The following is a 19956-nucleotide window of genomic DNA, read 5'->3' on the forward strand; positions in this document are numbered from 1 at the left end:
CAGAGGGGGGCGCGAAGGAACTCTCATTCTCCGAATCTGAGCACCCCAAACTTCGATCCGCAAGTGCGGGATCAGCCCGCCAAATAGGTGTCCGCCCAGTTCGACACCGCCCAGCGCGGGTTGTTGGCGATGTTGCCCACCTTGTCACTGGCGACGCTGATAAAACTCCATTCGGCGACGTTGATCAGCGGCAGGTCGGCCGTGACTTGCCTCTGGAACTCCTTGTAGAGGTCGGTACGCGCCGTGGTGTCGAGCGTTTCCGATGCCTTGGTGATCAGCGCGTCGAGCGCAGGGTTTTTGTAGCCGCCCTGGTTGGAGAACGGCACGCCATCCGGAATGCCGCTCTGCACCAGGATGGTAGTCGAGATCGCCGGGTCGCCGCGGAAGACCGGCGGGCCGACCGCGAGGTCGAAGGCGTGGTCGGTGTAGACTGCCTTGATGTGGGCGGCCGAGTCGTTGTTGACCAGTTGCGCGTCGATGCCGATTGCCGCGAGCGCCTGGCGCAGATAGTCGCCGAACTGTTTGGTCTCGTTGAAATAGGGGGCCGGCAAGAGCTTGAGCGAGAAGCGGTTGCCGTCGGCGCCTTTCTTGTAGCCTGCCTCGTCGAGCAGGGCGTTGGCCTTGGCGACGTCGAAGGCATAGGTCGGCACGTCGGCGGTGTAGAATTGCGGATCGTTCTTCGGCACCGGGCCGGTGGCGGTGGCGGCATAGCCGAGGAACACCGTCTTGACGACGAAATCCTTGTCGATGGCGTGCGCGATCGCCTGGCGCACCTTCACGTCGGCCAGTTCCTTGCGGCGATGGTTGATCTCGACGACGAGCTGGTAGGTCAGCCCCTCATAGCCCTTGGTGATGACCTTCAGGCCGGGAACCTTGGAGATGCGGTCGAGGTCGGCCAACGGCACGGCCGAGAAAGCCGCGAGCTGGATTTCTTGCGCTTCCAGCGCCGCAGCGGCGGAGGTGCGGTCGGGCAGGACCTGATAGATGATCTCGTCGAGATAGGGCTCGTCCTTGCCCCAATAGTCCGTGTTCTTCGTCAGCCGGTAATACTGGCCGGCCTTGTACTCGCCGAATTTGAACGGACCGGTACCGATCGGCGCGTTGTTGGCCGGGTTGTCCTCGATCTTGCCGACCTCGTAGATGTGCTTCGGCACCACGCTCGACAGCGCCGGCAGGGCGTTGCGGATCAGCTGGAACGGTGTCGGCTTGGCGAATTTGAACACGGCGGTCAGATCGTCTGGTGTGTCGACCGCGCTGAGGTCCTTGAACACGGTGCGGCCGAGATTCTGCAGCGGCTTCCAGATCTGCAGCGCCGAGAAGGCGACGTCGGCCGAGGTGAATGGCTTGCCGTCATGCCATTTGACTCCTTCGCGCAGCTTGAACGTCGCCGACAGTCCGTCGGCGGCCCCTTCCCAGCTCACCGCCAGCCGTGGCGCAAGCCCGTCCTTGCCGTCGAAGGAGGCTTCCGCCAGCGTCTCGACGATCTTGCTGGAGATGAAGAAAACGCCGTTCGAGGCGACGATCGCCGGGTTGAGATTGCGCGGCTCGGAGTCGGCGGCAAGCACGAGCCGGCCACCCTTCTTCGGCGTCTGTGCCCAACCCAGCACCGGCATGGCCGTGGAGGCCAGCAGCATCGCCGAGCCGGTAAGCATGGTGCGTCTGGAAATGGTGACACCTGACATGATCGAACTCCGTCCTCTCCGCGCGACCCGACCCGGGCGCGACACCCCTAGAACGCCGGCGTGCATCGGCATCCTTGCGGCGGGGATTATGAGCCTTGCGAAGGGTTTCGCCAGAGACGGAATTGGCGCATCCTTGCTTGGCTTTGAAATTTACGTCCGCTGGACCAGTTTGGCATAAGTTCATTCAATTCCTTTGTCTGGTAGGACCAGATATTCGGGTAGCTGGACCGAATACCGGCTTGATGCCGCATGGACGGGCATTCATAACGTTTCTGGCTGGACCAGAGTGAGCAAAATAGTGCAGATTTGATCGCGAGCCAGCGGATCGCTGCGAAACAGCGACGATCCCGGCAATTCAGGGAGAGAGTGATGAACATTGCGCCGGGCAAGGGTGCCGTCAGCAATATCCCGTTCGACCAGGCACGGGTCGACCGGCTGATGGAGGAGGCCGGCATCGACGTGCTGCTCGCGACCTCCAAGCACAACACGCAGTACCTGCTGGGCGGCTACAAGTTCATCTTCTTTGCCGCCATGGATGCGATCGGCCACAGCCGTTACCTGCCGATCGTCGTCTACGAAAAGGGCGGACCGGACCATGCGGCCTATATCGGCAACCGCATGGAGGGCGGCGAGCACCAGAACCATCCGTTCTGGACGCCGACGCTGCATGCCGCCTGCTGGGGCACGCTCGACGCCGCGAACCTTGCCGTCGAGCATGTCAGGAAGATCGGCAAGGAGGGCGCTCGCATCGGTATCGAACCCGGCTTCCTGCCGTCGGATGCCTATGCGCTGATCCGCAAGGCCTTGCCCGACGCGAAATTGATCGACGCGACCGAGATGCTGGAGCGCATGCGTGCCATCAAGACCGATGCCGAGCTCGAAAAGCTGCGCACCGCCTCCGAGTTGATCACGGATTCCATGCTGGCGACCATTGCCTGGGCGCATGAAGGCACGACCAAGGCCGAGATGATCGAGCAGCTACGGCGCGAGGAGACCAGTCGCGGCGCGCATTTCGAATATTGCCTGCTGACGCTTGGCTCCAGCCACAACCGCGCCGCCTCGCCACAGGCATGGAAGAAGGGCGAGGTGCTGTCGATCGATTCCGGCGGCAATTATCACGGCTATATCGGCGACCTCTGCCGGATGGGCATTCTGGGCGAACCCGATGCCGAGTTGGAGGATCTGCTGGCCGAGGTCGAGACGGTGCAGCAGGCGGCGTTTTCGAAGGTCAGGGCAGGTGTGCTTGGCGGCGACATGATTGCTTACGCCGAGGGCGTGCTGAAGAAATCCACGGTCGCGCCCTATACGGATTTCTTCGCCCACGGCATGGGCCTGATCACCCATGAGGCGCCGTTCCTGATGACCAACCATCCGGTGACCTATGAAGGCACCTATGCGGCCAAACCGCTTGAGAAAAACATGGTGCTGTCGGTGGAGACCACCATGCTTCACCCGACGCGCGGCTTCATCAAGCTGGAGGATACGCTGGCGGTGACTGAGGCGGGATATGTGATGTTTGGCGATCGCGGGCGGGGTTGGAATAGGAGTGGGATTTCATGATGCCCAAGGCTGGCGCTGCCCCTCATCCGCCTGCCGGCACCTTCTCCCCGTAGAACGGGGAGAAGAAGGCAGCTTCGGCGATTGGCGAAAGCGGCGATGACAGCATATTTCTCCCCGTCACTATACGGGGAGAAATATCCGGCAGGACAATGAGGGGCGGCGCGACCCTCGAAGGGTTCACCCCCCCGCCGGCACCAGCCTGAAATCCGGCAGCTCCCTTAGCACCAGCTCCGGCCCGGCCGGCGAATAGACCACAAACAGCTGCATCGGCCCGTCACCAGTGTTGAGCGTCGAGTGGAACCGGCTTTCCGGCACATAGATTGTGCAGCCGGGGCCAACCTTTTCGACCACCGGATTGCCCTTCTCGTCCTCGACCATCTGTTCGCCGTGGCCCGAAATGACGAAGATGATTTCCTCGGCGCCCGGATGGTTGTGGCGGGTATGGCCCTTGCCCGAGGGCAGGTCGACGACGCCGCCGGAAAAGCGGGTCGCGCCATTCACTTCGGGCGCAACGGTCAGGGACAATTTCCCCCAGTCGAAGCCGAAGGCGCTGACGTCCTTCGGATAGACAAACACCTTGCTCTTGTCGGTCATCTCTCATCATCCCTTCTTTTTCTTCGCGGGCGCTCTGTCGTCGCCCAGTGTGACGGCCTTGAAATCCGCCGTCTGCCTGGCGATCGCGGCTTCCGCCGGCAGCCGTTCCATCGAGCTCGCGCCATAGAAGCCGTGCAGGCCCTTGGCATGGGAGAGGATGTAGCGCGCATCGTCCGGCATCGAGATCGGGCCGCCATGGCAAAGCAGGATGACATCCTTGCGCACCGAGCGCGCTGCCTCGGCAATGGCGTCGATGGCAACGACGCAGTCGTCGAGCGACCTGGCCGAGGTGGCGCCGATCGAGCCGCCCGTCGTCACCCCCATATGGGCGACGACGATGTCGGCTCCGGCCTTGGTCATGGCACGCGCTTCTTCGGGGTTGAAGACATAAGGCGTGGTCAAGAGGTCGAGCTTGTGCGCCTCGGCGATCATCTCGACCTCGAGGCCGAAGCCCATGCCGGTTTCCTCGAAACTCTGCCGCGTGCTGCCGTCGAACAGGCCGATGGTCGGAAAATTCTGCACGCCGGAAAAGCCCATCGTCTTCAGTTCCGCCAAAAGCAGCGGCATGATGACGAAGGGATCGGTGCCGTTGACGCCGGCCAGCACCGGGGTTTTCTTGACCACCGGCAAGACCTCGTAGGCCATTTCCTTGACGATCTCGTTGGCGTTGCCATAGGCGAGCAGGCCGGCGGCCGAGCCGCGACCCGCCATGCGGTAGCGGCCGGAATTGTAGATGATGATCAGGTCGATGCCGCCGGCTTCCTCGGCCTTGGCCGACAGGCCGGTGCCGGCGCCGCCGCCGACGATCGGCACGCCCTTGTCGATCATTCCCCTGAACTTCTTCAATATGTCCTTGCGCGGTATGGCTGGCATGTCTGGGTCTCACTGTCTGGCAATGTCGAGGAAGGCGGCGGTTGCCGCTTGGGCGAATTCGGGGTCGTTGATGTGCAGCGGCAGGCGGGTGACGCGGCGCGTCGCATTCGGCCTGATGGTGCGCTCGATGGCGTCGAACAGGACGGCGTCGGCTTCCGGATCGAAGAAGGCGCCGCCTTCGATGTCGAGCGCGGAGACGCCTTTTTCCGGGATCAGAAAATGCACCGGACCTTCGCACTGGGCGAGCCTGGTGCCAATCCATTCGCCGATCGCGCGGCATTCCTGCGCGGTCGTGCGCATCAACGTGACGTTGGGGTTATGCTCGTAGAACAGCCGGTCGCGATGCTGTTCCGGGATGGTCGAAGGCGCCCAGAAGTTGATCATGTCGAGGGCGCCGACCGAGCCGACATAGGGCAGGCCGGTGCGGGCGATGGCACCGAAACGATCCTGCGTCGCCGGCAGAACGCCGCCGAACAGCAGGTCGCAGACCTCCGTCGTGGTGATGTCGATGACACCTGACAGCAGGCTGCTGTCGGCCAATTTCTCCATGCTGCGGCCTCCGGTGCCGGTGGCATGGAAGACCATGCAGTCGTAGACGTCGCGCAATCGATCGGCGATTGCGGTCACGCAAGGCGTGGTGACGCCGAACATGGTGAGGCCGATCGACGCCTTGCCGTCCGCTGCCGGCGCTGGATTGCCTGCCATGCCCGCTATCGCCTGGGCGGCGTTGTGCAGCACGACACGCGACAGCCGGTTGAGGCCGGCCATGTCGGTCACCGATGGCATCATGACGATGTCGGAGACGTCGATATAGGGAGCGGTGTCGCCGGAGGCAAGCGTCGAGACCATGATCTTAGGCAGGCCGAGCGGCAGCGCGCGCATGCCCGCGGTGACGATCGAGGTGCCGCCGCCGCCGCCGATGCCGATCACGCCGGCAATGTCATTTCGCGACTGGATGAATCGGGTGAAGGCGACGCCCATGGCGGCGACCGCCGCGCCACGGTCATTGCCGCCGAGCACGGCCGTGCTGCCGCCGGGATGATGCGCCGAGACATCCTTGGCACCGATGTCGACAGATATTGTTGCCTCGCGCGTTCCGACATCGACACGGCAGACTACTGCGCCGGTGGCAGCGATGGCATCGGCCAGGAAGCCGAGTTCCTCGCCTTTCGTGTCAGTCGTGCCCACCACATAGACGCGCTTCATCAAGGGTCCCCAATCCTGGCGGCTGCGATGCGTGTGTCTCATCGCCAGGGTCGCGCTGGGCTGCCATTGCAATTTTTTGAGACGCGCGTATCGTATTGGTATGGATGTCTCACGTCAACAACCGGCAACGAACGACGATACCGGTGAGAGAGCCGAGCGCGGACCCCGCGCGCGTACGAAACGGCTGATGCTGGAGACGGCGACAAGGCTGATGCAGGCGGGTGTCACCCCGTCGGTCAGCGAAGTGGCGGAGGCGGCGCAAGTGTCCCGCGCCACCGCCTATCGCTATTTTCCGAGTCAGTCAGCGTTGGTGCAGGCGGTCGTCGACGAGGGGCTCGGGCCGATCCTCACCTGGAGATCCACCGCCGCCGATGCCGAGCGCCGCGTGGCCGAACTGTTCGACACGGCCATGCCGCGCATCGAGGCCTTCGAGGCCACATTCAAGGCAGCGTTGAAGTTGTCGCTTGATCAATGGGCGCGTCGCCAGGCGGGCACGCTGGGCGGCGAGCCGGCCTTCACGCGCGGCCATCGGGTCGAATTGCTGAAGGAGGCGCTGGCGCCACTCAAGGGCCGCTTGCCGCCGCGCGACTTCAACCGGCTGGCGCAGGCGCTGTCGCTGATCTTCGGTGTGGAGGTGCTGATCGTGCTCAAGGATATATGGGGGCTGGACAGCCGCCGGACGATGTCGGTCGCGCAATGGGCGGCGCGTGCGCTGGTGCGCGCGGCGATCGCGGAGTCGGCCGTCGATACGGCCCGGATCATGCAGGCAACGACACAGAAATAGCGCTTATCTGGTTCTACCAGATTTGCGTGTCGACTAGCGATAATAGTTCCAATGCAAAAGTCCGTACAAGGCCAAAGCGTATCAATGAGTAGGAAAATATAGAGAAAACAGGTGGATAAGTCTGGAATTCGCCGACTTTGTCCGACATCACTGCTCAAGAAAGGGCTTGACGGGCATTCACAATTGGTAATACCAGATTTGGAAAGAAAAGCGGATCGAAAGTGAGGGCTGCGATCCATTTCCGGACAGGGCGAGGAGGCTCCGAATTCGGAAAGCGCGACCACGGGAGGAACTACCAGGGCCGGCTCCGTCGCCGGCTCGCAAGACAGGGTAGAATGCGCACAAGGGAGGAAATCATTATGCGCAAGTTAGTGACCAGCATGCTTGCTGGTATCGGCTTAACGCTTGCCTGCGGAACGTCCGTCTACGCGCAGGAAAAGTCGCTCACCATCTTCTGGGCGGAGTGGGATCCGGCCAATTACCTGCAGGAACTCGGCAACGAGTACGAGAAGGAAACCGGCGTCAAGATCACGGTGGAAACCACGCCCTGGTCCGACTTCCAGACCAAGGCCTTCACCGAGTTCAACGCCCATGGCGACGCCTATGACCTTGTCGTCGGCGACTCTCAGTGGCTCGGGGCCGGCTCCACCGGCGGCCACTATGTCGACCTGACCGACTTCTTCAAGAAGCATGATCTCGGCAACGTCATGGCACCGGCGACGGTGAAATATTATGCCGAGTATCCCGGCAACAGCGGCAAATACTGGGCGATCCCGCTCGAGGGCGACGCCGTCGGCTGGTCCTATCGCAAGGACTGGTTCGAGGATCCCAAGGAAAAGGAAGCCTTCAAGGCCAAGTATGGCTACGACCTCGACGTGCCGAAGGATTTCAAGGCGCTGCGTGACATCGCGGAGTTCTTCCACCGGCCGGACCAGAAGAGATACGGCATCGCCATCTACACCGACAATTCCTATGACGCGATGGCGATGGGCTTCGAGAACGCGCTGTTCTCCTATGGCGGTGAATTGGGCGATTACACGACCTACAAGGTCGACGGCCATATCAACTCCGACAAGGCGGTTGCCGCGCTCGATGCCTACAAAGAACTCTACAAGTTCACACCTCCGGGCTGGGCTAAATCGTTCTTCGTCGAGGACAACCAGGCAATCACGGAAAACCTGGCCGCGATGAGCATGAACTTCTTCGCGTTCTTCCCCTCGCTGATCAACGAGGCCTCGAACCCGAATGCCAAGAACACCGGCTTCTTCGCTAACCCTCCCGGTCCAAATGGCGACCAGTTCGCCGCACTGGGCGGGCAAGGCATCTCCGTCATCTCGTATTCGAAGAAGCAGGACGAGGCGATGAAGTTCCTCGAATGGTTCATCAAGGACGAGACCCAGAAGAAGTGGGCGGCCCTCGGCGGCTACACCTGTAGCCAGGCAGTGCTCAAGTCGCCTGAGTTCCAGAACGCCACGCCCTACAACAAGGCCTTCTACGAGACCATGTTCAAGGTGAAGGACTTCTGGGCGGTGCCGGAATACGCCGAACTGCTGCAGCAGCTCAACCAGCGCATCTACCCCTACATGATCGGCGGCAGTGGCACCGCCAAGGAAACGCTGGACGCATTGGCTGGAGACTGGAACGCGACCTTCAAGAAATACGGCCGCGTGCAATAATCCTTCATGTCCCGCGGAGGGGGCGGTGTCGCCTCCTCCGTTTCTTTTTCTTGAACCGGGAGCAGGGTCTTGGCGACCACGATGATCACCACCCTCGACAGATCCTCGCGCGCCGCGGCACGCGGCCTGAGCGATATCTCCATCCGCAATCTCTTCATCATTCCGACGGTTCTGTTCCTGATCGTCTTCAACATTTTTCCGCTGATCTACTCGCTCGGCTATTCCTTCACCGATTTTCGCGCGTCGACCAATGCGCCGGCGAATTTCGTCGGGCTGCAGAACTATCGCGACCTGCTCAACGACCCCTATGTCTGGTCGAACTTCGCCATCACGGCGAAATACGTGATTGTCTCGGTCGTCGGACAGCTGCTTGTCGGCTTCGGCGTGGCGATGCTGCTCAACCGGGATATTCCGCTCAAGGGTCTTATCACCACGCTGCTGCTGCTGCCGATGATGCTGTCGATGGCGGTCGTGGGGCTGTTCTGGAAACTGCTTTACGACCCATCATGGGGTGTCATCAACTATGCGCTCGGGCTCGGCAATTTCGAGTGGCTGGCCGATCCCAAGATGGCGCTCTACGCCGTTGCGTTGACCGACATCTGGATGTGGTCGCCCTTCGTCATGCTGCTGTCGCTGGCCGGCCTGTCAGCGGTGCCGAAGCATCTCTATGAGGCCGCCGCGATCGACCGCGCCGGGCCGTTCTACACCTTCTTCCGCATCACCCTGCCGCTGGTCGCGCCGATCCTGATGATCGCGGTCATTTTCCGCACCATGGAAGCGTTCAAGACCTTCGACCTCGCCTACATCCTGACCAGCCAGCCGACGGCCGAGCTGATCTCGATCCGGCTCTACAAGATGGCGTTCCAGGAATGGCAGACCGGGCGCTCCTGCGCGATGGCCTACATCGTGCTGATCATGGTGCTGGCGATCACCAACATCTACGTCAAATATCTCAACAAGGTGAAGGAGCGCTGAGATGGCGGCCGTCCGCACTTCTTCCGAAATCACCTTCAACCGCGTCGCCATCGTCGCCGTGCTGCTGGTGACCATCATCTTCCTGGCGCCGATCTATTGGATCGCCTCGACGGCGTTCAAGCCGCGCAATCTTGCCACCACCATTCCGCCGACCGTCGTCTTCCAGCCGGAGATATCGCCCTTCGTGAAGCTGTTCACCAAGCGCTCCCAATTGCGCAGTCCGCCTTCGCCGGAAGAGTACGCGGCCGCCCCATGGTGGGAGCGCGTCGTGTTCGACGGCGGTGAAAAGATCGTGCGCGACGGCAAGGGCCAGGTGCAGTGGTCGGGCTATCCGAGCCGCTTCCTGAACTCGCTGATCATCGCCATCACTTCGACGGTGCTGGCTGTCGGCATGGGCACGTTCACCGCCTACGGCTTCTCTCGCTTCAAGGTGAAAGGAGAGGCGGACCTGCTCTTCTTCATCCTGTCGACACGCATGCTGCCACCGGTGGTGGTGGCGATCCCGATGTTCCTGATGTACCGCGCGGTCGGCCTCAACGATTCCCATATCGGCCTGATCATCCTCTACACTGCCTTCAACCTGTCCTTCTCGGTGTGGCTGATGAAGGGTTTCATGGACGAAATCCCGAAGGAGTATGAGGAGGCGGCACTCGTCGACGGCTACACACGCATGGAAGCCTTCTTCAAGATCGTGCTGCCGGAGGCCGCCACCGGCATCGCCGCCACAGCCGTGTTCTGCTTCATCACCGCGTGGAACGAATATGCCTTCGCGCTGATCATGACCAACCGCCGCGCCCAGACGGCGCCGCCGTTCATTCCCAGCCAGGTCGGCTCCGGCCTGCCGGACTGGACGGTGATTGCCGCCGGAACCTTCCTGTTCCTGCTGCCGGTCGCCATCTTCACCTTCATGCTTCGCAATCATCTGCTGCGCGGCATGTCCTTCGGAGCGATCCGCAAATGAGCTTTCGCGCCATCAATCAGAAATATCTGGAGCCCGGTAGCCAAGTGCTGATGGTGCTCGGCATCGTCGCACTCTGCCAGCCGTGGAACATGCTGCTGCACAGCTACGGCCTGACCATCATCCTGATCGGGCTGATCGGCTTCAACATCACCTCGAAGATAGCGCCCGAGGAAGAGGCCAGCACCGGCCATGGCGCGGATACGCGAAATCCGGGAGCACAGCATTGACCCAGATAGAGCTTCGCGGCGTCCAGAAATTCTTCGGTGCCGTCCAGGTCATCAAGGACCTCAACCTCAAGATCGCGGACAATGAGTTCATAGTGCTGCTTGGACAGTCCGGCTGCGGCAAGACGACGACGTTGCGCGCCATCGCCGGACTGGAAACCATCGGCGAGGGCGACATCCTCATCGACGGCAAGCCGGTCCAGCATTTGAAGGCGGCCGACCGCGATATCGCCATGGTGTTCCAGTCGTTTTCACTCTACCCGCATATGAGCGTCTACGAGAACATCGCCTTTCCCTTGCGCGCCACGCGCAAGAGCAAAACAGAGATCGACCAGGAAGTACGCTCGGTCGCCAAGACGCTGCAAATTTCAGACCTGTTGGCCAAGAAACCGTCGGCACTTTCAGGCGGCGACATGCAGCGGGTGGCGATCGGCCGGGCGCTGGTGCGGCGGCCGAAGGCGATGCTGATGGATGAGCCGATCGGCGCGCTCGACGCAAAGCTGCGCGAGGAGATGCGGGCCGAGATCAAGCGGCTGCACATCAAGCAGGGCTCGACCACCATCTACGTCACCCACGACCAGATCGAGGCGATGAGCCTCGCCGACCGCATCGTCATCATGCATGAGGGCGTGTTGCAGCAGGTGGGAACGCCCGACGAGGTCTATTCGCAGCCGGCCAATCTGTTCGTGGCCCAGTTCGTCGGCAGCCCGGTGATGAATGTCGCCGACGCGGCCGTGACCGAGAAAGCCTCGGCCGCATCGGTGACCCTAGGCGACGCGGCCAGCGGCTTCGAGTTTCCCAGCACGTTGCTGTCGAAGCTCAACGGTCATGCCGGCGACGCGTTGGCGCTCGGCATCCGGCCCGAAGGGGTGCTCATTCGCCGTGATGCGGCCGACGGCTTCATGGCGGTCGAGACGCAGATCGTCGAACCGCTCGGCTCCTTCGACATCGTCGACCTCAAGGTCGGCTCCAATATGCTGCGTGCCCGCACCAAGAGCGGCTTCATTTCAGGCCCCGGCGAAAAGGTCTTTGCCAGGATCGATCCGACGCAGGCGCATTTCTTCGACAAGGCAAGCGGCAAGTCGCTTGAGGTGAGGCTCTGATGGCCCATATCCAGCTCAAGAATATCTCCAAGACGTTCGGTAACCACACGGCCTTGACCGGGCTCGACCTCGACATCGCCGATGGCGAATTCTTCGTCCTGCTCGGCGAAACGGGCGCCGGCAAGACGACCACGCTGCGGCTGATCGCCGGGCTGGAGAAGCCGAGCGCGGGGCAGGTCTTCATCGATGGGGTCGACGTTGCCGACTGGGGCGCGGCCGAGCGCGACGTGGCGCTGGTGCTGCAGCAATATTCGCTCTACCCGCGCTACACGGTGCGCGAAAACCTCGAATTTCCGCTGAAGCCGAAGATCCGCAGGTTGCCTGACGCCGAGATCAAGGACCGCGTCGACCGCGCCGCCCGCACGCTACGGATCGAGCACCTGCTCGACCGCAAGACCGACCGGCTGTCCGGCGGCGAAATGCAGCGCGTCTCCATCGGCCGCGCCATCGTGCGCAAGCCGCGCGTGTTCCTAATGGACGAGCCGCTGTCGGCGCTCGACGCCAAATTGCGCGAGGCGCTGCGCACCGAGTTGAAGAACCTGCAGATACAGCTCGGCGCCACTTTCCTGTTCGTTACCCACGACCAGATCGAGGCGATGTCGATGGGTGACAAAGTCGGCGTGCTCAACCATGGCCGCATCATCCAGACCGGCACGCCTCACGAGATCTACAACAACCCGCGCGACACCTACGTGGCGAGCTTCGTCGGCTCGCCGCCGATGAACCTCATCGACGGCAGGCTGGTGAACGGCCGTGCGGTGATGGCGCCATTGAATTTTGAACTGCCGTTTGCAGGGGGAGCCAAGGCGAGTGGGGCGACCGAGGGTCGCCCGCTCGTCTTCGGCATCCGTCCGGAGGATGTGTATCTGGAAAGCGGCGCACCGGTCGAGGCGCGTGTCCACGACGTCGAGAACCATGGCGTGGAAAAGATCCTGACGCTGCGGGTCGGCGATACAACCCTGCGCGCCACGGTGCCGGCCAGGACCGATGTCGCGATCGAGCAACCGGTGCGCTTTGCCTGGAACCCCGACAAGGTGGTGCTGTTCGACAAGGGCAGTGGAGTCAGCTTGCGGCACACAGGGTGAGTCGCGCTGTCTCGGCTCAGCCGAGCGAAGGCTGTCGTGAGGGCTCTGTCTGAGGCGCGTCCCGAAAATCGACATCGGCCGTCAGGCGGGGGGCGCTTCAAGCCGAATTGCGGGAATGACGGCATGGGTTATAGTGCTGCTTTGGGGTTGAAATTATCAGGCCTTTTCTGAGATACCGGTCAGAATGACCTGGCATTCGCTGGGCTAGGAAGGTTTTGGGTATGGACCTCGATAAGATATTGCCGGTCGGACACGCGGAGAAGGTACCAGTCGGGTTGCTTGACTTTGACACCAATAACCCCCGCTTTACGCCGGACAAGGAACCCGCCTCATCAAGCGATGATGATATCGTCATTCAATTGGCAAAGAGCGCTGATCTCGCGGAGCTCGTGCAATCCATCTCGACAAGCGGCTACATAAATATCGAGCCGCTGATCGTAATAGAGAGGGCTGGACGGTTTGCGGTTTTGGAGGGCAATCGGCGATTGGCAGCAGTGAAAGTGCTGCGAAATGACGATCTGGCTGCTAGGGCCAAACTGACATTGCCGCCCATGGACAAAAGCAAGCGGGCTTCGCTTGACGATCTTCTATGCTATCGCGTTGCGACAGAGGCAGATGCCCGCGACTTGATTGGCTTCAAGCATATCAATGGCCCGCAAGGATGGGATGCGTTCGCGAAAGCACGCTTCGCCGCCCGCTGGTTGGACGACGAACACTCGCGACCTGGTGGAATGACACTGGCCGATATAGCTGGACGCATGGGCGACCAGCATATGACTATCCATCGGATGGTTACCGCTCTATTCGTTCTCGAGCAGGCCGAAAGAAATGAGGTGTATGAAGTCGAAGATCGAAAAAAGAAGTCGTTCAGCTTCTCCCACCTGTATACCGGCTTGGCCTACGACGAATTTACGACCTACCTGGGTATGGAACGACCTGACCGGTCTACGGATCCTCAAAGGAACCCAATTCCGACAAACAACTTCCCCCAGCTCCAGAAGCTCCTGATCTGGTTGTACGGATCGAAAGATCGCGACATCCAGCCAGTGGTAAAGAGCCAGAACCCTGATCTCAATCGCCTTCGGGAAGTGCTTGGATCCAAGGTTGCCACTAAAGTTCTTGAGGAGCGAGGCAGCCTCGAGGAGGCAGTCGTGGCGGGAACACCCTTGAGTATGCGATTTGAAGAACATCTGATTGCCGCGAATGCAGAACTTCAGCATTGACTAAGCGCGCTGGACGGGTTCGACCCTGTTGCCCAACCCGAGATGGTTCTTATCGCCGACTCAGCCGCAAAACGTGCTCGCCTTATCAAGACGCAGGTCGATTCCGAAGTGGCTCGCGCTGCGGCGGAAGCCGCAAAGTGACAGCCAAGGCGATCGATCCGCCCACCCTCGAATTGAATGCCGATCAGCTGGTTGACTGGTTGGAACTAGCTGCCTTGTTTGATCCGTATCGAACCGCTCGTGTCGACTCGCTACTCGCGTCTCTAAAGCAGCTGAGCGAAGAAGCCGAGGAAAACATCGGAGAAGCGAACCGAGGGGTAGAACAAATTATCAACGAGATAGAAAACGAAATCGACTTACGTCGACATCACCTCGGCGACACTTATCCTTTCAGGCTGGGTGACGGTGCGGAAGAGCTGCAGATTGTGGAAAATTGGGACGAACCACGGTATTCGTTCTACCTTGTTTGTCTGGTAACTTCGCATGTGACTGGATCCCCGATCCTGAAAATCCCGCCGTCTGGCGACCTCTTGACCCGTCTTCGTAATCAAATATTCCAGGTGCTCGCGACGCTGGCAATGGCAGGCCTTTCGGGCGGGCCAGCGATTAGCGTGGGGTGGCCGCGGAGAAGTGGAGAGCCGATCGTCCAGTTAATGGAGCGTGCAGCGGCGAATGGTGCGGGATTCGGTATTAGAACCCCCCCGGGCCAATATACTCCTCCAGAGGAGAAGGATGGTGGCATCGACGTGATGGCCTGGACGCCAGAGATGATGCCTCCGCCATCTAATCTGCTGTTCGGTCAAACTGCGAGCGGCAATAACTGGCCCGGGAAGCCGGTTTCCGAGCATGCAAGGGTGTTCGAGAATAACTACTTGCAGGACATTATGACAGGCAATCGCGGGCACGCTACCATCATACCCTTCAGGATATGGGACAAAAGGTTCTGGCAGGCGCAGAACTTAATGCACCGATCATTAATCGACCGCCTTCGCTTGCCACCGCATGCCTACAAAGGGCTCCAACAGGCGCTTCACGGGATGATGGTCGACGAAGCCGATCGGGTTGACAGTGTTGTTGAGTGGCTACGTGAGTATCGGGCCGCCGCCTTGGCGTAGCGAAGGCTGGATTAGGACCTCTCGTTCCTTGCGTTTGTTCTGAAGGCTGTATGTAACGCCAAGGTCCGAGATATCTTGTGATCCATAGAGCGATCTGATCAACGGGTGGTCATCGTAAGTTAAAATCCAATGCCGCAGTTTCGAGTTCTGCAGAATGTCGCTGAGCGCTATGTGCTTCGCGTCATTCATTGCATTGAGGTAGAGTCTTCCTCCGGCTTGTACATAAGGGGGGTCAATAAAAAACAGAGTTCTCGCGACAGGTACGCGAGCCAGGGACCGGTGTAGGAACGTCAAACCATCTTCGTTGGTGAGCGTGATATGGTCTTTGACCGAGCCGATCCACTGCACACGTCCTGCCAACGCTGGGGCATTGAAACGTGCGTCAATTTTCCAATTGCCGGTCTGATTATATCCACCAATCGGGCCAGCGCGAAAAATTATGCCCGATCGACTTGTCCGGTTGAGGAAGAACGCCGCAAATCCAAGCTCAAAGTCGTATTCTTTGAGATTGGATTTGTTGACAATTTCGCTCGCCCATTGCCAGGTTTCCATGTCGACAGAAACGGTGTTGATCCGCTCAACAAAGCGGTCCGACTCCTCAAGCATCGCTCTCCATGCCGAATAGACCCGCACATCAGCATCATTGAGGTGGAGATGGCTTGCGAAGCCAGCCTTTAGAAGTATGACGGCGGCGCCGGCGCCGCCACAAAAAGGCTCTGCATAGTGTTTATTCTGACCCTTGATCAGGCCTAGTTTTTTCGTCAGGTAATCGCTCAGAAATGCCTTCCCCCCCGGATACCGGAAGGGGGACACTGACCTAAGTTCTCCTGCCGTGAATTTCGGCGTGTGAGTCACCGCGCATCCTCACCGTTTTGAGGTTAATAGGTGGTGAGCGAGTCATTGTCGAGAGCCACGGCCGAGCGTTACCTCGTCCAATTTTGTATGGCAACGGTGCACGAAAGAGGCTGCCTCAGCCGGCCTGGCGGATGTCGGCCTGTTCCTCGGCGCGCAGGTGGCTGGGCGCCGAACCGATGACGCGCTTGAAGGCTCGGCTGAAGGCGGCGTCCGATTCATAGCCGAGACGGGCGGCAACGACCGATATCTTCATTCGGTCGCGAACCAGCCACTGTCGCGCCTGATGCATTCTGACCTGGGTGACATATTTTGCCGGCGTTTCGCCGACGATGGTGGCGAAGCGGTCGGCAAAGCCCGAGCGCGAGGCGCCCATCATCCGGGCCAGTGACTCGACCGTCCAGTCGTGGTCCGGCTCAAGATGAATGGCGGCCAGCACGCGCCCGATGTCGCGGTCCCTGACCGCCGCGATCCAGCCGGAGGAGTCGCCGCAGCCGCGTTCGACCCATGAGCGGATGACGGTGGCGGCAAGCACGTCGGCCAGCCGCGCCAGGATGCCGCCGGAGCCGACGCGCTCCATCGTCACTTCGCGCGCCATCGAATCCAGCAGGTGCGGAATGCCGGGTTCGTAGTCTTCGAGCTCATGCGTCCGCATCACATCCGGCATCATGCCGAGCAGGGGATGCAGGCCATCGAGGTTGAAGTACATGCTGGCGCAGAACAGCAGCGTGCCCGGCTGGCAATTCTTGTCGCACATCTCGGCGTTCGAAGTACAATAGACGTCCTTGCAGACCTCTTCGCGCCCATAGCTGTGAATTGGCCAGGCCTGGGCGCCGGGTTCGCTGGCCAACACATGAGCAGCGCCTCGCGGCAGCAACACCGCATCGCCGGCATTGAGCTGCACCCAGTCGCCGGATGGCTGCTTCAGCCAGCAGCCTCTGCGACCGATGAAATGAAACCGGGCCGCGGACTGGGCCGGGAACTGGATGCCCCAGGGCTCTTTCATTTCGCAGCGGCCATACTCGACGCCATCGAGACGCAAGCCGCGCAATATGTCGGTCAGCGCGTCGCCAGTGACCGGAATTTTGGACGAACGGTCAAACATAATGGTGTTTCTAGCATGGAAACTCCACGCCGTCACTCCCTATGTTGCACTGCAGCCAAATGCTGCGCCGCAAACAGATCGGAGACTGACCATGGCCGAACCCGCGACAGGCGCCATTGACGCCGCACTTCTCGACCCCGCCGAATCCGATGAACGAACCGAACCGGCGTGGGGTGCCGTGGTCTCGCTCGCCCTGGGCGTTTTCGGTCTGGTCACCGCCGAATTCCTGCCCGCCAGTCTGCTGACGCCGATGGCGCGCGATCTCGGCGTAAGCGAAGGCGTTGCCGGGCAAGCGGTGACGGCGACCGCGATCGTGGGCGCCATCGCCGCTCCCACCATGGCCATCATCACAAGGCGCATGGACCGCAGGCTGGTGATGTGGATGCTGACGGCGTTCCTTATCCTGTCCAACCTTCTCGCCACCTTTGCCTCGTCGCTGCCCATGCTCCTGCTGGCCCGCGTCGTGCTCGGCGTGGCCCTTGGCGGCTTCTGGGCCATGTCGGCCGCCATGGCGTTGCGGCTGGTGCCGATGCGGCTGATGCCGCGGGCGATGTCGATCATCCTGACCGGCGTGTCGCTTGCCACCGTCACCGCGGCTCCGGTCGGCGCCTATGTCGGCGACATCTGGGGATGGCGCACGGCATTCATGATCGCGACCATCGTCGGGGCGCTGGCACTGCTGGTGCAACTGGCGACCATTCCGAAACTGCCGCCGGTGGGCGTCGCGAGCTTCCGCACCTTGCTCGAAGTGCTGGAGCGGCCGTCGATCAGGGTTGCCCTGCTGGTCGTGCTGCTGGTCGCGTCCGGGCACTTTGCCGGTTTCACCTATGTCCGTCCCTTCCTCGAGAAGGTGCCGGTGCTCAACATCGAGACGATCTCGCTGGTGCTGCTGGCCTACGGCATAGGCGGTTTCTTCGGCAACATCGCCGGCGGCATCCTCGCCGAACGCAACCTCAAGGCCGCCGTCGCGCTCGCGCCTCTGCTGATTGCATTGGCGGCCGCCTCGATGCTGATCCTTGGCGCTTCGCCCATGATCGCCGCCACTGCCGTCGCGGCCTGGGGTTTTGCCTTCGGCGCGGTGCCGGTCGGGCTGCAGAGCTGGCTGGTACGGGCAGCACCCGACCAGGCAGAAAGCGCCGGCGGCCTGATGGTTGCGACCTTCCAGGTGGCGATTGCGATCGGCGCCGTCTTTGGCGGTCTGCTGGTCGACAATGCCGGCGTCGCCAGCGCCTTTGCCTATTGCGGCATCGCAACGCTGCTGGCTGCCATCGTGGTGTTCCTGCGCGGCCCGAGGCAGGCCGAATAGTCTCTCCCAACAGCCACCATTGGCAACGGCCCGAGAACCACTACGGTTTTCGGGCCGTTGCCGTTGTGATGGCGGCGACGAAGCGGTTGAGACTGTCCTCGACATAGACGGCCACTTCGATGGTCGGATCAAAGCTCCACCATAGCAACGAACCTTGCCAGTGCGACGCCATCAGCAGGCCGACGTCTGGTGGCGGGTCGTCGATTTCAGCGAAGCAGGCCGCAAGAGCAGCGCACAGGAATGCCTTCCAGGTAGCGCCGCGCGCCCTGAGCACAGGATCGCGCAGATCCTCGCGCAAGACGAGCAGGCCCTCGGCATAGGACTCGATGCCGCCATAGCCCTGCGACAGCGCCACCAGCAATTCGATGGCACCGGCCGGGGTTCTAGCAACGCCGGTGGCCAGCGTTCTGGTCTTGTCGTCGAGATCATCCCAGGCATGCAGCAAGGTGCGCTGCTTCAACCGCGCCTTGTTCTTGAAGCGCTGCACCAGGGTTGCGCCGGACAGGCCGCAGGCTTTTGCCAGACGCTCGAAGGTAAGCGCCTCCGGCCCGTGCTCGTGGATCAATCGCAAGGCTGCTTCCAGCACCTGTTCGTCGGACCGGGTTTTGGGACGGGTCATCTTGACATTCCAATATAACCGAATGATCATTTATATATGTTGCGAGCGGCGTTTGCCAGCTCGGATTTGATCGATGGTGCTGTTTTGGGAGAGTTCAATGACGTTGCAAGGGAAAGTTGCCCTGGTTGCCGGCGGCACACGGGGCGCCGGGCGCGGCATAGCGGTCGAACTCGGCGCCGCCGGCGCCACCGTCTATGTCACGGGGCGGAGCACGCGCGGCCAGCAATCCGAGTATGCCCGGCCAGAGACCATCGAGGAGACGGCTGAACTGGTCACCGTGAACGGCGGCACGGGCATCGCCGTGAAGGTCGATCATCTCATCGCCGATGAAGTACGCAGGTTGGTCGAGCGCATCCGTGACGAGCAGGGTCGCCTCGACATACTGGTCAACGATATCTGGGGCGGCGAAAAGCTGTTCGAATGGGACAAGCCGGTCTGGGAGCATAATCTGGAGAACGGCCTGCGCATGCTGCGCCTGGCCATCGACACGCATCTGATCACCGCGCACCATGCCTTGCCGTTGATGATCGAGCGGTCGGGCGGGCTGCTTGTCGAGATCACCGACGGCACCGCCGAATACAATGCCCGGCATTATCGCCTGTCGCCTTTCTACGACCTTGCCAAGGTGGCGGTGAACCGCTTGGCCTGGGCCCACGCCCAGGACCTGGCGAAACACGGCGCCACGTCGGTGTCGCTGACGCCGGGCTGGATGCGCTCGGAAATGATGCTGGAGATCTATGGCGTCGCCGAAGAAAACTGGCGCGACGCCACGGCGAAAGTGCCCCATTTCGTCATCTCTGAAACGCCGCGCTTCGTCGGCCGCGCCGTCACCGCTTTGGCCACGGATCCGGATCGCTCGCGCTGGAACGGCCAGTCGCTGTCCAGCGGCGGGCTGGCGCAGGTCTATGGGTTCACCGATTTGGACGGCTCGCGACCCGATGCCTGGCGCTATGTTCCGGAGGTTCAGGATGCCGGCAAACCAGCCGATGCAACAGGCTACCGGTAGAGCAGAA

General features: G+C 61.3%; 19 protein-coding genes. 12 read left to right on the forward strand and 7 right to left on the reverse strand.

The window, feature by feature from the left end; genetic code table 11:
- Positions 1–71: 71 nt before the first annotated feature.
- Positions 72–1682: an ABC transporter substrate-binding protein gene (locus EN808_RS00955; RefSeq protein ID WP_135914943.1), complete on the reverse strand. Its 1611-nt coding sequence runs from the start codon at positions 1680–1682 to the stop codon at positions 72–74.
- Between the two features lie 369 nt (positions 1683–2051).
- On the opposite strand from EN808_RS00955, the gene EN808_RS00960 reads away from it, so the two are divergent.
- Entirely contained in the window at positions 2052–3242 is a 1191-nt protein-coding gene (locus EN808_RS00960; RefSeq protein WP_127279967.1) for a Xaa-Pro peptidase family protein, read from the forward strand.
- A 177-nt stretch (positions 3243–3419) separates the two neighbouring features.
- Here EN808_RS00960 and EN808_RS00970 read toward each other — a convergent pair whose 3' ends face one another.
- From EN808_RS00970 to EN808_RS00980, 3 genes are read right to left on the reverse strand one after another with little or no spacing between them, the layout of a single operon-like run.
- Positions 3420–3836: a cupin domain-containing protein gene (locus EN808_RS00970; RefSeq protein WP_135914944.1), complete on the reverse strand. Its 417-nt coding sequence runs from the start codon at positions 3834–3836 to the stop codon at positions 3420–3422.
- Between the two features lie 6 nt (positions 3837–3842).
- Positions 3843–4709, reverse strand: coding sequence for a phosphoenolpyruvate hydrolase family protein (locus EN808_RS00975; protein WP_135914945.1), 867 nt, complete (start codon positions 4707–4709; stop codon positions 3843–3845).
- 9 nt (positions 4710–4718) lie between these two features.
- Entirely contained in the window at positions 4719–5915 is a 1197-nt protein-coding gene (locus tag EN808_RS00980; protein WP_135914946.1) for a Tm-1-like ATP-binding domain-containing protein, read from the reverse strand.
- A 100-nt stretch (positions 5916–6015) separates the two neighbouring features.
- Between EN808_RS00980 and EN808_RS00985 the strand changes: the two genes are divergently transcribed.
- From EN808_RS00985 to EN808_RS01025, 9 genes are all read left to right on the forward strand, one after another.
- The gene (locus EN808_RS00985; protein WP_135914947.1) at positions 6016–6699 is read left to right on the forward strand and encodes a TetR/AcrR family transcriptional regulator; all 684 of its coding nucleotides are present in this window, start codon (positions 6016–6018) and stop codon (positions 6697–6699) included.
- Positions 6700–7058: 359 nt separating this feature from the next.
- The gene (locus tag EN808_RS00990; protein WP_127279271.1) at positions 7059–8375 is read left to right on the forward strand and encodes an ABC transporter substrate-binding protein; all 1317 of its coding nucleotides are present in this window, start codon (positions 7059–7061) and stop codon (positions 8373–8375) included.
- Between the two features lie 69 nt (positions 8376–8444).
- Positions 8445–9350, forward strand: a complete 906-nt coding sequence (locus EN808_RS00995) for a sugar ABC transporter permease (RefSeq protein ID WP_015315632.1) — start codon at positions 8445–8447, stop codon at positions 9348–9350.
- Position 9351: 1 nt separating this feature from the next.
- Positions 9352–10311 carry a carbohydrate ABC transporter permease gene (locus tag EN808_RS01000; protein WP_135914948.1) on the forward strand — a complete coding sequence of 320 codons (960 nt, stop codon included), beginning with the start codon at positions 9352–9354 and terminating at the stop codon, positions 10309–10311.
- Positions 10308–10538, forward strand: a complete 231-nt coding sequence (locus EN808_RS01005) for a hypothetical protein (protein ID WP_135914949.1) — start codon at positions 10308–10310, stop codon at positions 10536–10538. The genes EN808_RS01000 and EN808_RS01005 overlap by 4 nt, the downstream gene beginning before the upstream one ends.
- Positions 10535–11638, forward strand: coding sequence for an ABC transporter ATP-binding protein (locus EN808_RS01010; RefSeq protein ID WP_135914950.1), 1104 nt, complete (start codon positions 10535–10537; stop codon positions 11636–11638). The genes EN808_RS01005 and EN808_RS01010 overlap by 4 nt, the downstream gene beginning before the upstream one ends.
- Positions 11638–12723 (forward strand): ABC transporter ATP-binding protein, encoded by a 1086-nt coding sequence (locus tag EN808_RS01015; RefSeq protein ID WP_135914951.1) that lies wholly within the window; start codon positions 11638–11640, stop codon positions 12721–12723. The genes EN808_RS01010 and EN808_RS01015 overlap by 1 nt, the downstream gene beginning before the upstream one ends.
- Positions 12724–12944: 221 nt before the next feature.
- The gene (locus EN808_RS01020) at positions 12945–13946 is read left to right on the forward strand and encodes a ParB N-terminal domain-containing protein (RefSeq protein WP_210235443.1); all 1002 of its coding nucleotides are present in this window, start codon (positions 12945–12947) and stop codon (positions 13944–13946) included.
- A 137-nt stretch (positions 13947–14083) separates the two neighbouring features.
- Entirely contained in the window at positions 14084–15061 is a 978-nt protein-coding gene (locus EN808_RS01025) for a hypothetical protein (protein WP_135914952.1), read from the forward strand.
- Here the strand turns inward: EN808_RS01025 and EN808_RS01030 are convergent.
- Together EN808_RS01030 and EN808_RS01035 are read right to left on the reverse strand one after the other, a co-directional pair.
- On the reverse strand, positions 15029–15874 hold the full coding sequence (locus EN808_RS01030; protein WP_245525014.1) for a DNA adenine methylase: 846 nt from the start codon (positions 15872–15874) through the stop codon (positions 15029–15031). The genes EN808_RS01025 and EN808_RS01030 overlap by 33 nt on opposite strands.
- A 157-nt stretch (positions 15875–16031) precedes the next feature.
- A complete protein-coding gene (locus EN808_RS01035) occupies positions 16032–17018 on the reverse strand; it encodes an AraC family transcriptional regulator (protein ID WP_135914954.1) in 987 nt (328 codons plus the stop codon).
- A gap of 91 nt (positions 17019–17109) precedes the next feature.
- On the opposite strand from EN808_RS01035, the gene EN808_RS01040 reads away from it, so the two are divergent.
- Positions 17110–18324, forward strand: coding sequence for an MFS transporter (locus EN808_RS01040; RefSeq protein ID WP_135914955.1), 1215 nt, complete (start codon positions 17110–17112; stop codon positions 18322–18324).
- 40 nt (positions 18325–18364) lie between these two features.
- On the opposite strand, the gene EN808_RS01045 is transcribed toward EN808_RS01040, so the two are convergent.
- Complete coding sequence (locus EN808_RS01045) at positions 18365–18943, reverse strand: TetR/AcrR family transcriptional regulator (RefSeq protein WP_245520978.1); 579 nt, start codon at positions 18941–18943, stop codon at positions 18365–18367.
- 97 nt (positions 18944–19040) lie between these two features.
- Between EN808_RS01045 and EN808_RS01050 the strand changes: the two genes are divergently transcribed.
- Positions 19041–19949 carry an SDR family oxidoreductase gene (locus EN808_RS01050; protein WP_127872321.1) on the forward strand — a complete coding sequence of 303 codons (909 nt, stop codon included), beginning with the start codon at positions 19041–19043 and terminating at the stop codon, positions 19947–19949.
- Positions 19950–19956: the final 7 nt, after the last annotated feature.

Origin of the sequence: Mesorhizobium sp. M8A.F.Ca.ET.165.01.1.1, from assembly GCF_004792065.1 — a bacterium.
In the GTDB taxonomy this organism is placed as follows: domain Bacteria; phylum Pseudomonadota; class Alphaproteobacteria; order Rhizobiales; family Rhizobiaceae; genus Mesorhizobium.

Coding starts and splice junctions, on each gene's coding strand:
- EN808_RS00975 (WP_135914945.1), bottom strand. CDS start 4,709: ATGCCAGCCATACCGCGCAAGGACATATTGAAGAAGTTCAGGGGAATG.
- EN808_RS01040 (WP_135914955.1), top strand. CDS start 17,110: ATGGCCGAACCCGCGACAGGCGCCATTGACGCCGCACTTCTCGACCCC.
- EN808_RS00960 (WP_127279967.1), top strand. CDS start 2,052: ATGAACATTGCGCCGGGCAAGGGTGCCGTCAGCAATATCCCGTTCGAC.
- EN808_RS00955 (WP_135914943.1), bottom strand. CDS start 1,682: ATGTCAGGTGTCACCATTTCCAGACGCACCATGCTTACCGGCTCGGCG.
- EN808_RS01035 (WP_135914954.1), bottom strand. CDS start 17,018: ATGTTTGACCGTTCGTCCAAAATTCCGGTCACTGGCGACGCGCTGACC.
- EN808_RS01015 (WP_135914951.1), top strand. CDS start 11,638: ATGGCCCATATCCAGCTCAAGAATATCTCCAAGACGTTCGGTAACCAC.
- EN808_RS00990 (WP_127279271.1), top strand. CDS start 7,059: ATGCGCAAGTTAGTGACCAGCATGCTTGCTGGTATCGGCTTAACGCTT.
- EN808_RS00985 (WP_135914947.1), top strand. CDS start 6,016: ATGGATGTCTCACGTCAACAACCGGCAACGAACGACGATACCGGTGAG.
- EN808_RS01050 (WP_127872321.1), top strand. CDS start 19,041: ATGACGTTGCAAGGGAAAGTTGCCCTGGTTGCCGGCGGCACACGGGGC.
- EN808_RS00980 (WP_135914946.1), bottom strand. CDS start 5,915: ATGAAGCGCGTCTATGTGGTGGGCACGACTGACACGAAAGGCGAGGAA.
- EN808_RS01045 (WP_245520978.1), bottom strand. CDS start 18,943: ATGACCCGTCCCAAAACCCGGTCCGACGAACAGGTGCTGGAAGCAGCC.
- EN808_RS01005 (WP_135914949.1), top strand. CDS start 10,308: ATGAGCTTTCGCGCCATCAATCAGAAATATCTGGAGCCCGGTAGCCAA.
- EN808_RS01000 (WP_135914948.1), top strand. CDS start 9,352: ATGGCGGCCGTCCGCACTTCTTCCGAAATCACCTTCAACCGCGTCGCC.
- EN808_RS01020 (WP_210235443.1), top strand. CDS start 12,945: ATGGACCTCGATAAGATATTGCCGGTCGGACACGCGGAGAAGGTACCA.
- EN808_RS00970 (WP_135914944.1), bottom strand. CDS start 3,836: ATGACCGACAAGAGCAAGGTGTTTGTCTATCCGAAGGACGTCAGCGCC.